The following is a 13,153-nucleotide window of genomic DNA, read 5'->3' on the forward strand; positions in this document are numbered from 1 at the left end:
ACGTCGAGTTCGAACTTCACGAGGTCCTCCCTTCGCCAGTGTTACCTGGAGCAGGTTCGAGCGGTCGGCGCCGGTTCGGTCGGCGCCCTCTCAGCCCGGCTCCCCGGGCTCCCGCGGCCCCCCCATCCTGACGCATTCCCCGGCGCTCCGCCCTGGGGGCCGTCGCCGCCGGCGGGAACGCCGACATGCTGTGGCTCAGCGTCACAAGAAACTCCGAGCGTGGCGGGTGTGGGTCTTAGAGGTTGGCCCAGCTGGTAACCGTCACCGGGGCGACCAGCGGGGTGCCCACCTCGATCTGGATCTGGCCGTGCTTCTCGAGCGGGATGCTCCGCGGGTCGGTGCCGGTGTAGAGCTTGCCGTTGTAATAGATGGTCACGGGGCCTGACGCCGGGCCCACCTGGGTCATGCTGAGCGGCTGGCCCCACTCGTCGAAGAAGTCGCCGAGCGAGAACGTCTTGGAAACCGGGGACTCGACGTGGATGATCCCGTCGGCGGCGTGGGTGTGCAGCCAGTAGAAGCACTGCCCGTTGTTGACGAAGGGCGCCCCGTTGGCCGTTGAGGTTTGCGGGTTCGGGATCCCGACGCCGTAGGGCACCTGCTTGGCCACCCCGTCGACGAAGATCGTGAGGTGGACGTGGATGTGGTAGACGACCGACTCGGCACCGCACGTGATGCCGTCCATGCTCTGGCCGGTCAGATTGGCGTTGATGGGGGCCAGCACCGAGCCCACAGGCAAGGGGACGGTCTCCGGGCCGGGGGAGGTTGCCGGCGGCGACGAGAGCACCGTCGAGGTGGGGATGTCGGTGGTGGTGACCTTGGTGGTGGCCGGGGTCCCGCCCCCACCGGTGGCGAGGATCACGATGAGGACGACGAGCGCCACGGCGCCGATCCCGCTGCTGGCGAACGTAATGATCTGGCGCTTGCGCTTGGCCTGGGCGGCGGCAGCGGCGGCGGCCTTGCGGCGCTCGATCTCTTTCGCCCGGCGTTCCCGGGCGTCCCGGGGCCGGGCAGGGTCGCCATCGGCTGCGGCGGCGGCCGGCTTCGACGCCCGGGGGGGACCGTTCCCGGCTGTGCCCGCCGGGCGGGGGGTCTTGGATGGCGTCGGCTTGGGCGCGGGCGGGGTCTTGGGCTCGGTGCCGCTGGCCCGGGCGGCCTGCACGGCCCGGCCCTGGGCGGTGCGGGCTACGGGGCGGCCGCCTCGGGGCTGGCCGGGCCGGGGAGCGCCCGGGCGGCTGACGGGCCGGGCGCCGCTGCCCGCAGGCCGGGCGGTGGTCCCCGGCGCGGGGGCGGTGGCCCCTGCCACAGTCCCTGCTGCCGGTCCTGCTGCGGTCCCGGCCTCGGTCTCGTCGGCGTCGGCGGCCTCTTCGGTGTCCTCGAAGGCCTCGCTGGCTCCGTCGTCCGGCTCGCCGACGAATACCTCGGCAGTCTCGTCGGCTGACTCCTCCGGGGCGTCGGATGACCCGGCTCCGGCCATCTCGTCGGGCGTGGCGTCCTGCGCCTCGGGCGGCGTCGAACCGGCCTCGTTGTCCTCTGGGCTCACTGCATGTCTCTCCGGGTCGATGAATCCCGGGGCACGAACGCCCGGGTAGGCAAAGCGGGCACAACCTTAACGGACGACGGGAGGGTGAGCATCCTCGCCCACAGGTACCGGCCTATCTAGTGTAAGTGCGAGCCCGCCGAGAGGACGGCGAGGGCGACCACCTCTGCGGCCATCCCGGCGGCGCCGACCACATCGCCCACCACGCGGCCGAAGCGCCGCCGGGCCCAGGCGGCAGCGCCCCAGGCGGCCGCCCCGGCCAGAGCCAGCGCCAGGACGCCGCGGACTCCGCCCGCCTCGAGGGCAACAACACCTCCCAGCCCCGCCACCCCGGCGGCGATACGCCACCCGGCGCCGGCCCAGGCATCGGTGAGGGACGGGGGGCGGGGCGCATCCCCGGCGGGCCGGTTCCCTGCCCACTGCAGCGTCCAGACCATGGCGCAGCGCCCGATCACCGGCGCCACCGCCAGCACCCACCAGTGACCGGCGGGGGCGGCCCGGGCGATGAGGGCAGCCAGCAAGGACCAGCGCACCAGGAGGGTCGCCCCGAGCATGCCGGCCCCGATCGCCCCGATCGCCGGATCCCGCATCACGGCGAGGGCCTCCTCGGCGGGCTTGCGGGAAGCCCAGCCGTCGGCGACATCGGCCACGGCATCCAGATGCAACGCCCCGGTCAGGCCGGCATCGGCGATCAGCACCAGGGCAGCCGCGGGCAGGCTGCCCCACAGGGCGTGCCCGGCCCACCCCACCACCGCCCACATGGCCCCGACCAGCAGCCCGACCAGCGGGAAGGCGATGAGGGTGGTCCGCGACGGCGTGCGGGCCCGCGACCCGACGGGGATGACCGTGAGGAAGGCGAGTGCTTCCAGCATCGGTAGTCCTGTGCTCGGGGGCGTCGCTCGGGGGTGTCGCTCGGGTGCTGCGGGCTAGCCGATGCCGGCTTCGGCAAACGTTGCCATCCGGCTCAGGGTGGCAGCCGCCGAGGTCACCACCGGAACCGCCAGCAGCCCGCCAGTGCCCTCCCCCAGGCGCAGCCCCAGGTCGATCACCGGCTCCAGGGCCAGGTGCGCCAAGGCAATCGTGGCGCCCGGCTCGACCGACCGGTGGCCGGCGATCAGGTAACCGACGGTGAGCGGGGCCAGGGCGGCACCCGCCAGGGCGGCGGCCGCCGCGCTCACGCCGTCCAGGACGATCGGCACCCGGTGGGCAGCGCCGGCGAGGATCAGGCCGACCAGGGCGGCATGCTCCAGGCCCCCGAGGGCGGCCAGAACACCGATGGGGTCGGCCAGGTCGGGCTGGTGGCGCTGGAGCGCCTCGTGGACCACCTTGGTCTTGAGCTCCAGGGTGGCGTCGTCGATGCCTGTCCCCCGTCCGGTGACCTGGGCGGCGTCCGCCCCGGTGAAGGCGGCGATGAGGCATGCGGCTGCTGTGGTGTTGCCGATGCCCATGTCGCCGGTGACCAGCAGATCGGCGCCCGCGAAGAGCAGCTCATCGGCGGCCGCCGCACCCGCGAGCACCGCCCGGGCAGCCTCGTCCCGGGACATCGCGGGGCCGTAGAGGAGGTCGTCGGTGCCCGATCGGACCCGGGCCCTACGCAGGCGCGGGTGGTTGGGAAGCTCGGAGGCCACACCCACATCCAAGACGGTGACGGCGGCACCCACCACATCGGCGATGGCATTGACCGCAGCGGTGCCGGCGCAGAACGAGGCGATCATCGCCGCGGTGACCTCCGGGGGCCAGGGCGAGACGCCGTGCGCCAGCACGCCGTGATCGCCGGCGGCGATGAGCACCGCCGGGCGCTGGGGCACGGGGGGCGGGCTGAGGTGGGCGATGGCGCTGAGCTGCACACCCAAGCCCTCGACCCGGCCCAGGCTGCCCTGCGGCTTGACCAGCTGATCCTGGCGGGCCCGGGCCGCTTCCGCAGCGACGCCATCCGGAGCTACCACGCGGCGGGCCAGCACGTGCACCTGCGATTCGGGCATCCCTCGCACCTCCCTCGCACAGCCGTCCGGCGGTGTCGGATGGATCAGGGTGCTCCTGACCCGCCCCCTGCAAACCCGGTCGCCGCCCTGAGTATCCCCAGCCGGACCGCATGGAACACGGCCTGGGCGAGGTCGGCCCCCTGTGCGGTAGCCGGTCCCGCGAACGCTACGGCTTTGCTGCTCCTGGAGGCAACTGGACATGCCACGGCCAGGGCGTCGGAGGCGGTCCCCGTGGCCCACCCGCCGGCGTTCCGGGCGGGCACCCGGGCATGGGCGAGGGCCTGGGCCTTGGCCTCCACCGCGGTCTGCAGGGCACCGGCGAGCCCCGCATCGGTCAGGGCGACCGACACGACGATGAAGAGGTTGATCGTGCCCGGGGTGTCCCCGGCGGGGCGGGCGCCGGCCGCCGCGGTGGGGTGGCCCAGGCCGACGGTGGCGACGACCCGGGCGGTGCCGTGGCCCACATCCTGGAACCGGGCGACCGGCGCCGCGGTCATCATGGCGACGGTGGGCCCGGGCAGGTGGGCGGTTGCCTCCCGGAGGTGGGCCTCCGGATCGAGGCGGGCGTAGCCGGGCGGCACCTGCAGGTTGGCGAAGGTCCGGACGGCGCCGAGGCCGCCGCCCAGTACCGAGGACGACAGGCAGCGGAGTTCCTGGGGGCAGGCGGCGGTGAGGAGACCGTCCGCCTCACGGACCGCCAGGGTCACGGTGGGGGGCTCACTCACGGCGCACGCCCGGCGCACTCACGATGGAGCGAGCGCGGCCCGCAGGGCCGCGACCAGAGCCTGGTTGTCCTCCCGGGTGCGGACCGCGACCCGCAGGTGGTCGGGCGTCAGGCCCGGGAAGGAGACCGCCCGGCGCACCGCGATGTGCCGAGCCCGGAGTGCCCGCCAGACCACGTCGCCGCCCGGAACCCGAAGCAGGAGGAAGTTGGCAGCCGAGTCCCCAACCTCGACGCCGGGCAAACCCCGGAGCTGGGCGGTCAGCTCGGCGCGCTCGACGGCCACGGCGGCTGCAATGCCCTGCGTGGCAAAACTTCCCCGCCCGTAGGCTTCGAGCAGCGCCAGGGCAGGTGCGCCGACGCTCCAAGGCGGGCGGTGCTCCCTCAGGGCGGCGACAAGCCATGCCGGGCCGAGCAGGTAGCCCGCCCGGATGCCGGGGATCCCCAGCACCTTGGTGAGGCTGCGCACCACGACCAGGCCGGGCAGGTCGGATCGGGTCGTGAGCGACGCATCCGGGCCGTCCACCAGGTCCATGAATGCCTCGTCCACCACCAGGATCCGGCCCGCGCTCGCCAACCCGGCGAGGCTGGCGGCTCCATCCATCGTCCCGGTGGGGTTGTTGGGGTTCCCGGTGACGACGAGGTCGGCCGCAGGGTCGATGGCGGCAGGACCGAGCACCCAGCGGGGCGGGCGGCGCCACGCCCGCTCCACGCGGACGCCGTGGGCCCGGAGAGCCGCCTCGGGCTCGGTGAACGACGGGTGCACGCACACGGCCTGGCGGGGGCGGAGCGCGCCGGCCAGGAGCCAGAAGCCCTCGGCGGCGCCGTTGAGTACCAGGACCTCGTCCGGGCTGCGGTGGTGGCGGCGGGCGAGCGCCCCGATGGCCCCGGACTCGTCCGGGTAGCGATCGACCGGCGCCCCGGCCAGGACCTCGGCCAGGGTGTCTTGGATGCCGGCCCGGAGCGGGCCGGGCACCACTGAGACCGCGAAGTCGAGGTCCCCCGGGCGCGCCTCGGTGTCGCCGTGTTGGCGCAGCGCCGGGTCGGGTGCGACCGCAGGCTCCGTGATCGCCAGGGGCCGGCCCGGCCGGAGCGCCGGGGGCGGGCCCGGTTTTAGCGCCAGGGGCTGGCCGGCAACCACCAGCCAGGCCTGGCCGGCGGCCCCGACAAGGATCCGTGCCGCCTCCCCCGCCAGGTCCAGGAAGCGGCGGGCTCCGGCCCCCGGCGGGACACCGCCCAGCCCGGCTTCGTCGGCGACCACGATGGTGGTACCCGGCCGCTCGGCCGCCCTGCGGGCCAGGTTCTCGATGGCGTCGAGCACCCGCCGCCGGCCGGCCTCGCCCTCCGGGCCCCAGGCGGCGACGTCCTCGGGGGTGAAGAGGCCCTCGGTGGCCATGAGGTGGCAGAGCCAGCCGGTCAGGTTGTCGATGAGCACGGTGGCACCCGGGTCGCCGAGCACCGTGCGGGGGTCGGAAGTCTCCACCGTCTGCCACCCGGATGGGCGGCGGGCCCGGTGGCGGGCGATGCGCTCGGCGAGCTCGGCATCCGACGCCTCGCCCGTGGCGACATACCTGACGGGTGCACCCGTGGCGGTGGCCAGCGCCTCGGCGTGCTCGCTCTTGCCCGACCGGATGCCGCCGGTCACCAGGATCAGCACGGGCGCAGGCGGGCCACGACCGGCGGGGGTGGCGGAGCGAGTGGCGCGGTGAGCATCGCCATGACGGCGGCGGTGTCGAGGTGCCGGGCCACGAGGTCGCCCAGCACGTCGAGGCGGGCCTCGCGCACGCCAGCGAACGGGCGGTCCCCTGGACTCCAGCGCCGGCCCGCGGCGCCGGCCACCCAGCACAGGAACCGGCGGCGGAACCCGTCCTCCTCGAAGAGGCCGTGCCAGGACGTCCCGGCGATGACCCCGCTGTGGCACCCCTCGTCACCGGTGAAGAGGGGCTCGGCGCCCTCGCGCCGGACGCGGCCATGGCGGATCTCGTACCCGGAGACCTCGGCGTCGCCGAAGCCTGGGGCCTGGCCGGTGCGCCGACCCAGGATCTTGGCTGGGGCGAACTCGGTGGCGACCGGAAGGAGGCCCAGACCGGGGACCGGGCCTGCCGTGCTCTCCACCCCGTCCGTCACGCTGCGGCCCAGCATCTGGTAGCCGCCGCAGATGCCGAGCGTCGGGCGGCCTGCCCCCGCCCGCTCCCTGAGGGCATCGGCCAGGCCGTTCTGGTGCAGCCACACCAGGTCGGCGACGGTCGCCTTGGTGCCCGGCACGATTGCCAGTCGGCTGTGGCGACCTCGGCGGGCGCTGCGGTGAAGCGGACGTGCACGCCGGGCTCGACGGCCAGCGGATCGACGTCGGTGAAGTTGCTGAGCCGGGGGAGGCGCACCACGGCGACGGACAGCCACTCGCCGCGGCCCACCGGTGGGATCGGTGCCGGGAGGCGGCCGAGGGCCAGGGAATCCTCGGCGTCGACCTCCAGCCCGGACACCCACGGCAGGACGCCGAGGACCGGCCGGCCGGTGCGGCGCTCGAGCTCACGGACCCCGGGCTCCAGCAGTGCAGGATCGCCCCGGAACCGGTTGATGACGAAGCCCCGGATGTGGGCCTGGTCCTCGGGGTCCAGCAGGGCGAGGGAGCCGAACAGGGCGGCGAAGACCCCGCCACGCTCGATGTCAGACACCAGCACCACCGGGAGGCCGGCGGCCCGGGCGATGCCGAGGTTGGCGAGATCGCGTTCCCGGAGGTTGATCTCGGCGACGCCGCCCGCCCCCTCGCAGATGACAGCGGCGAAGCGGCGGCGCAGGGACGCCAGCGCCTCCAGTACCACCGGGCGCAGCGCGGCGGCGCGCTCCTGGTAGGCGGCGGCCTCGAGGGGCCCGCCGGAAGGGTGCCCCATGACGATGACCTGCGAGGCGCGGTCGGTGGTCGGCTTCAGCAGGACCGGGTTCATGGCCGCCTCGGGCGCGATGCCGGCGGCGGCGGCCTGCATCGCCTGGGCCCGGCCGATCTCCTCGCCCCCCTCGGTGACCGCCGAGTTCAGCGACATGTTCTGCGCCTTGAACGGCGCCACGGCCACACCCTGGCGGTGCAGCCAGCGGCAGAGCCCGGCGACGAGGACGCTCTTGCCGGCATCCGACGAGGTCCCGGCCACGAGGAGTGCGCCAGTCACCGGCCGTCGGCTTTCTGTGAGCACCGGCTACGGCAGAGCACCCTCCGGTGACGGGATTCGCCCGACCGGCGCCGGGCGGCTGCGAGGAGCATGCACAACGCGGCCGCCGCCCAGCCGGTGGCCCGGGAGAGGCGGATCGCCCGGCGGAGGTCGGCGGGGCCTGGGGGCGGCCCGTCGCCCAGGGTGGGGCGGTGCTCCACCCGCTCACCGTACACGTTGGTCCCCCCCAGGCGGACGCCGAGTGCCCCAGCCGCGGCCGCCTCCATCCGCCCGGCGTTGGGGCTGGGATGCGAGGCCCCGTCCCGGCGCAGTACCGCCCAGGCGCGGGCCCGGTCGCCGTGGACGCTGCCAGCCAGCGCCACCATGAGAAGTGCGCCCAGGCGGGCCGCTGGCCAGGTCAGGAGGTCGTCCAGGCGCGCCGCCGCCCAGCCGAAGCGCTCGTAGCGCGGGCTGCGGTGGCCGACCATGGCGTCCAGCGTGTTGGCCGCGCGGTACATGGCCGCGCCCGGGGCGCCGGCCACCGCCCCCCATAGCAGCGGGCCGACGACGGCGTCGGCGGTGTTCTCGGCCACCGATTCCAGGCCCGCGCGGCACAGCCCGGCGGCGTCGAGGTGGGTGGGGTCCCGGCCGGCCAGCGAGGGGAGGAGGGCCCGGGCACGGCCGAGGTCGCCCGCTTCCAGGGCGCCGGCCAACTCCCCCGCCACCCGCTCCAGGGACCGGCCCCCCAGCGTGGTCCACAGGACCACCGTGCCGGCGGCAACGCTCCCGCCCGGGATACGCCGGAGCACCCGGCCGAGGCCGGCGGCGGCCATACCGGTGCCCGCCACGAGGGTGACGGCGTAGAGGGTGCCCCGGCCGCGGCTCGGCCACCAGACCAGGCGCTCGGTACGGGTGGCCAGCATCCCGAAGCCGGCAACCGGGTGGTGGCGGGCGGGATCCCCGAGCGCCCGGTCCGCCAACCAGCCCAGGGCAACGGCGGCAACGGTGGCCACGGCGGCCGGCTGAGGGAATTTTAATCCGCTCATTCCTTCAGCTACCGGGCCGATGGGTCGATTGACCTGAGGCGGTCGTAGAACCGGCCGCTTTGGGGGAATCACAGCTGGTCATCAGGGAGCACCCTTCGCCATGACACTCACCCGCCCCATCGGCAGGGTCCTGCTCAGCGCGGTCTTGTGCCTGGCTCTGGGCGCCGTGCTCCCCGGCGGGGGCGCCGCGGCCGCGGGCACGCCCAACTTCGCCCACATCTTCATGATCGTGATGGAGAACCGAAACAACACCTCGATCGCCGGCAACCCGGGTGCGGCGCCGTACATCAACAGCCTCATCGCCCAGTACGGCCTGGCGACCAACTACGCCGCGGTTGCCCACCCCAGCCTGCCGAACTACCTCGCACTCGCCGGCGGCAGCACGTTCGGGGTCAACTCCGACTGCACCACGTGCTATGTCGCCGCCCCCAACATCGCCGACGAGATCCAGGCGTCGGGACGGAGCTGGAAGGCCTACGAGGAATCGATGCCCTCGCCCTGCTACGTGGGCGACTCCTACCCGTACATGCAAAAGCACGACCCCCTCATGTACTTCAACGACATCCGCACCAACCCGGCCGCGTGCGCCAACATCGTGCCCTACGCCCAGCTCCCGTCGGACCTGGCATCCACCGCCAGCACGCCCAGTTTCGGCTTCATCACGCCCAATATGTGCGACGACATGCACGACTGCCCGGTCGGTGCCGGCGACGCCTGGCTGGCCGGCGCGGTGCCCGTCATCTTGAACTCGCCGGCGTTCAGGACCCAGAACTCGGTCCTGGTCATCACCTGGGACGAGGACGAGGACGCCGGTGGGCCGAACAAGGTGGCGACGCTGGTGATCGGGCCCAGCGTCCCGCGCGGCTTCACCTCGGCGGTGGCCTACACCCACTACTCGCTGCTGAAGACCATCGAATCGGCCTGGAACCTCCCGGCCCTGACCGCCAACGACGCCGCCGCTTCGCCGATGAGCGACTTCTTCGGCGCCGGGTCGCCCGGGCCGGTCCCGACGACGCCTGCGCCCTCGCCATCGCCCACTCCCCTCGCCGCGGCACCCGTGGTGACCGCGGTGAGCCCGGTGTCCGGGGCTTCGGGCGGGGGCGGCGTCCTCACGATCACGGGCAGCGGCTTCACCCCTGCCAGCACCGTCCGCTTCGGCTCCGCCGTGGCGTCCGTGGCCAGCGAGTCGGGCGGCACGACGATCCGGGCGGCGATCCCGCCCATGCCGTCCGGGCTCGTCGCCGGGACGGCGGCGATCACCGTCGCCAACGCCGGAGTGTCCAGCGCCCCGGCCCGGGCAGCGGCCTACACCTACACCTTCGCCCAATCGCCCTACGGGGTGACGCTGTCGAAGTCGGGCGGGTCGGGGGGGAGCCCCGGCCAGCTGACCGCGGTGTCCGACGTCAACTTGACCCCCACCCCTGAGGGGATGTCGATCTTCGACGCCACCACGGGCAGCGAGCTGGGCCACGTCGGCACCGGTTCCACGCTGTCGGTCACCCTCGACCCGGGGCAGGCCGGGGACCGCTTCGTCGCCGAGATCTGCACGCTGGGCGGGGGCAACGTCGCCGCGGTGTCCACCCCGATCCTCGGATCGGGGGGCGGTGGACCGGCCCCGTCGCCCTCACCGGCGCCGTCGCCATCTCCCACCCCATCCCCGTCGCCCGTCCCGTCCAGCTCCCCGACGGTGCCGCCGGTCAACCCGGGGCCACCGCCGGTCAGCACCAACGGGTACGGCATCGCCCTGTCGGCATCGCAGAGCCAGCTGCCGGCCGGCAACCCGGTGGTGCTGACCGCCACGTCCAACCAGGACGTGGGGCCGACCCCCTACGGCATGTCGATCTTCGACACCACGACCGGCCAGGAGGTGGCCCACGTGGCGTCGGGCATCACGCTCAGCATCCAGGTGACCGACCAGAGCGCCGGCACCGACACCTTCGTCGCCGAGATCTGCAACCCGGGTGGGGCCAACGCGCAGGCCACGTCGGCGCCGGTCCTGGTCAGCTGGACCGGGGCCGGGGCGCCGCCGCCCTCGCCCTCACCGGCGCCGCCCTCACCGACGCCGTCGCCGGGCCCGGTGACCAGCAACGGCTACGCCATCTCGCTGTCGGCGTCGCAGACCCACGTGCCGGCGGGTGGGAGCCTGGTGCTGACCGCCAACGCCAACCAGGACGTGGGGCCGACGCCCTACGGCATGTCGATCTTCGACACCACGACCGGCCTGGAGGTGGACCACGTGCCGGCGGGGAGCTCGATGACCGCCACCGTGTCCCGCCCGGGGGCGGCCACGGACACCTTCGTCGCCGAGATCTGCAATCCGAGGGGGTTGAACGTGCAGGCGACGTCGGTCCCGGTGACCGTCAGCTGGTCCTGATCGCGGCGATGCGTTGGACGGCCGAGGGGCCGTCGATCACGTCCTCGTAGGCCACCACGTCCAGGCGACCCCGCACCACCTCGAGGAGCTCGCCGGTGCGCAGCAGGAAGTCGGGGTTGCTGGGCCGGCCGCCGAGGGCGGGGTGGCGCTCGGAGAACGTCTCGTAGAGCAGGACACCGTTGTGGTCCACGACCGCGACCAGGTCGCCCAGCAGCGGCCGGTGGAGGTAGTTGGTGACCACGACCCCGCCGAAGCGGCGTCCTTGGAGCAGTGCCGGGGGGAAGGGGGCGCCGGCCTCGAGGTCCGCCTCGACGATCTCCAGGCCCCCGGAGCCGGTGAGGTCTCCCAGACCGCCGAGATCCCGGTCGATCGCCGTCACCGGGTGGCCATGGGCCAGGAACCAGCGGGTGTGGCGGCCGGCGCCGCAGGCGACGTCGAGCACCGGGCTTCCTTCGGGGACGAGGTCGGTCCAGCGTTGCACCCAGGCCGAGGGCGGGGCACCGGGGCCCGCCCGGTTGGGGGTCATCGTCTTGTGGGCCTGGTGGGCGGCGTACCTGGCGGCGTTACTTGAAGGCCAGGAACAGCCCGAAGTCGGACGCCGCGTCGGTCCAGACGTGGCGGAGCTCGAGACCGGCGGCAGCCATCTCGGCCCGGACGGTTGCCGGGCGGAACTTGGTCGAGATCTCGGTGCGCATGTCCTCGCCGGCTCCGAAGACCAGGTCGAGGCCGAGCCCCGACACCCGGACCTCCTGGCGGCGCAGGGACCGCAGGCGCATCTCGATGCGCTCGTGGGTGGTCTCGAAGAAGGCGACGTGTTCGAAGCCGCCCGGGTCGAAGTCGGCCCCCAGCTGGCGGTTGAGGGCCGAGAGCACGTTGAGGTTGAAGGCGGCGGTGACGCCCCGGGCGTCGTTGTAGGCCGCCTCCAGGCGGGCGATGTCCTTGACCAGGTCGCAGCCGAGGAGCAGCGAGTCGCCCGGGCGCAGGCCGCCGGCGATTTCCGCCAGCATGACCGCCCGACCGGCGGGGTCCAGGTTGCCGATGGTGGACCCGAGGAAGGCGACCATGCGCCGCCCGGGCCCCGACCGGACCTGGGGCAGCACCGGGAGATGGCGGGCGAAGTCGCCCACCACGGCCTGCACCATCGTGCCGGGATACTCATCGGCCACCGCATCGGCGGCCGCCCGCAGGGTGGTCTCGGCGCAGTCGAAGGGCACGAAGCTGCGCAGGCAGCCGGCCTCGGCGAGGGCGTCGAGCAGCAGGCGGGTCTTCTCCGACGTGCCCGAGCCCAGCTCCACCAATGTGGCGGCGGTGGTGGCAGCGGCGATGTCGGCGGCGTGGGCCTCCAGGATCTCCCGCTCCCGGCGGGTCGGGTAGTACTCGTCCAGGCGGGTGATCTCGTCGAAGAGTTGGCACCCCACCTCGTCGTAGAACCACAGCGGTGAGAGGACCTTGGGCGTGGCGGTGAGGCCCCGGCGGGCGTCGGCCCGCAGGGCGTCGTTCATCTCGTCGGGGCCGAGGTGGACCTCGACGACGACGGGGAGGGCCTCACCGACCGCCGTGTTCATGCGGCCACCATCGGGCGGGTGCGGCTGGGCTCGCCCCGGGTGGCGGCCACCACGCTGCCGTCCGCCACCCGCACCCAGGCGGGGTCGTCGTCGTAGGGCTCGGAGGCGATGACGGTGCTGTGCTGGGCGCCGTGCGGGGCACCGGTTTCCAGGACGAACAGCGAATCCCCGCAGGCGGTCGCCCCCAGGTGCTCGCCGTCGGTCAGCACCATGTTGAGGCGGCTGCCCGGGCTGGCGGTCTGGATACGGCGCACGACGGCCTCGAGGGCGGCGGCCGGGGGGGCGCCGGCGTCGATCTGGTCGAGGGCGAGGGCGAACAGGACCTCGGAATCGGCGGTACCCGTGATGGTGGCTGCCCGTTCAACCGAGAGCGCGGCCAGCAGGGCGACCTTGCCGCCCGCAGCAAAGCCCCGCACCTCGCCGTTGTGGGCGAACAGCCACCGGCCGGCCAGGTAGGGGGCGGTGGAGGTCTCCTCGCTGGGCGACGGGGGGGTGGCGTCACGCACCGAGGCGAGGACCGCGGGTGCCAGGACGGTGCCCGCCAGGGAGGCGAAGGAGCGGTCGGACCAGATCGGCATCGCCCGCCGGTACTGCACCGGCTCGGGGCGTACCGCCGGCACGTACCACCCGACGCCGAAGCCGTCGGCATTCACCGTGCCCCGGGTCTGGAAGCGGGGCGCCCAGCTCTGGCGCAGCAGGGAATGGGGCGGCGTGAGCAGGAGGTGCTCCAGGCTGCGGTCGGGGCCGAGGTAGGCGAGCAGACGGCACATCGTGAAGTCCGTTCC

10 protein-coding genes, 2 pseudogenes and 1 riboswitch are annotated in these 13,153 nt (G+C 74.0%); of the genes and pseudogenes, 1 reads left to right on the forward strand and 11 read right to left on the reverse strand.

Translation table 11 applies throughout. From position 1 onward, the window contains the following. Positions 1-10: 10 nt before the first annotated feature. Positions 11-125, reverse strand: a riboswitch (TPP riboswitch). Positions 126-235: 110 nt separating this feature from the next. The 8 genes and pseudogenes from VFW71_12715 to VFW71_12750 all read right to left on the reverse strand — a co-directional run bounded on the left by VFW71_12715 (position 236) and on the right by VFW71_12750 (position 8,396). Continuing rightward, positions 236-1,540: a hypothetical protein gene (locus tag VFW71_12715; protein HEU5003622.1), complete on the reverse strand. Its 1,305-nt coding sequence runs from the start codon at positions 1,538-1,540 to the stop codon at positions 236-238. 116 nt (positions 1,541-1,656) lie between these two features. Next, positions 1,657-2,409, reverse strand: a complete 753-nt coding sequence (locus VFW71_12720; protein ID HEU5003623.1) for an adenosylcobinamide-GDP ribazoletransferase — start codon at positions 2,407-2,409, stop codon at positions 1,657-1,659. Between the two features lie 54 nt (positions 2,410-2,463). Then, positions 2,464-3,519 (reverse strand): nicotinate-nucleotide--dimethylbenzimidazole phosphoribosyltransferase, encoded by a 1,056-nt coding sequence (cobT, locus tag VFW71_12725; protein HEU5003624.1) that lies wholly within the window; start codon positions 3,517-3,519, stop codon positions 2,464-2,466. A gap of 44 nt (positions 3,520-3,563) precedes the next feature. Then, a complete protein-coding gene (locus tag VFW71_12730; protein ID HEU5003625.1) occupies positions 3,564-4,244 on the reverse strand; it encodes an adenosylcobinamide amidohydrolase in 681 nt (226 codons plus the stop codon). Between the two features lie 18 nt (positions 4,245-4,262). After that, entirely contained in the window at positions 4,263-5,315 is a 1,053-nt protein-coding gene (locus VFW71_12735) for an aminotransferase class I/II-fold pyridoxal phosphate-dependent enzyme (protein ID HEU5003626.1), read from the reverse strand. 99 nt (positions 5,316-5,414) lie between these two features. Continuing rightward, positions 5,415-5,897: pseudogene (locus tag VFW71_12740) on the reverse strand (bifunctional adenosylcobinamide kinase/adenosylcobinamide-phosphate guanylyltransferase). Continuing rightward, positions 5,891-7,404 (reverse strand): annotated as a pseudogene (locus VFW71_12745) (cobyric acid synthase). The pseudogenes VFW71_12740 and VFW71_12745 overlap by 7 nt, the downstream one beginning before the upstream one ends. Beyond that, on the reverse strand, positions 7,401-8,396 hold the full coding sequence (locus VFW71_12750; protein HEU5003627.1) for a cobalamin biosynthesis protein: 996 nt from the start codon (positions 8,394-8,396) through the stop codon (positions 7,401-7,403). Before VFW71_12750 ends, VFW71_12745 begins: the two are co-directional and overlap by 4 nt. A gap of 133 nt (positions 8,397-8,529) precedes the next feature. Between VFW71_12750 and VFW71_12755 the strand changes: the two genes are divergently transcribed. Further along, positions 8,530-10,803, forward strand: a complete 2,274-nt coding sequence (locus VFW71_12755; GenBank protein ID HEU5003628.1) for an alkaline phosphatase family protein — start codon at positions 8,530-8,532, stop codon at positions 10,801-10,803. Here VFW71_12755 and VFW71_12760 read toward each other — a convergent pair. The 3 genes from VFW71_12760 to egtC are packed head-to-tail and all read right to left on the reverse strand — an operon-like array spanning position 10,790 to position 13,138. After that, positions 10,790-11,329: an SAM-dependent methyltransferase gene (locus tag VFW71_12760; protein ID HEU5003629.1), complete on the reverse strand. Its 540-nt coding sequence runs from the start codon at positions 11,327-11,329 to the stop codon at positions 10,790-10,792. The genes VFW71_12755 and VFW71_12760 overlap by 14 nt on opposite strands. A 37-nt stretch (positions 11,330-11,366) precedes the next feature. Further along, entirely contained in the window at positions 11,367-12,305 is a 939-nt protein-coding gene (gene egtD / locus VFW71_12765; protein ID HEU5003630.1) for an L-histidine N(alpha)-methyltransferase, read from the reverse strand. Between the two features lie 59 nt (positions 12,306-12,364). Beyond that, positions 12,365-13,138: an ergothioneine biosynthesis protein EgtC gene (egtC, locus tag VFW71_12770; GenBank protein ID HEU5003631.1), complete on the reverse strand. Its 774-nt coding sequence runs from the start codon at positions 13,136-13,138 to the stop codon at positions 12,365-12,367. Positions 13,139-13,153: the final 15 nt, after the last annotated feature.

Source organism: Actinomycetota bacterium (genome assembly GCA_035765775.1).
In the GTDB taxonomy this organism is placed as follows: domain Bacteria; phylum Actinomycetota; class CADDZG01; order JAHWKV01; family JAOPZY01; genus DASTWV01.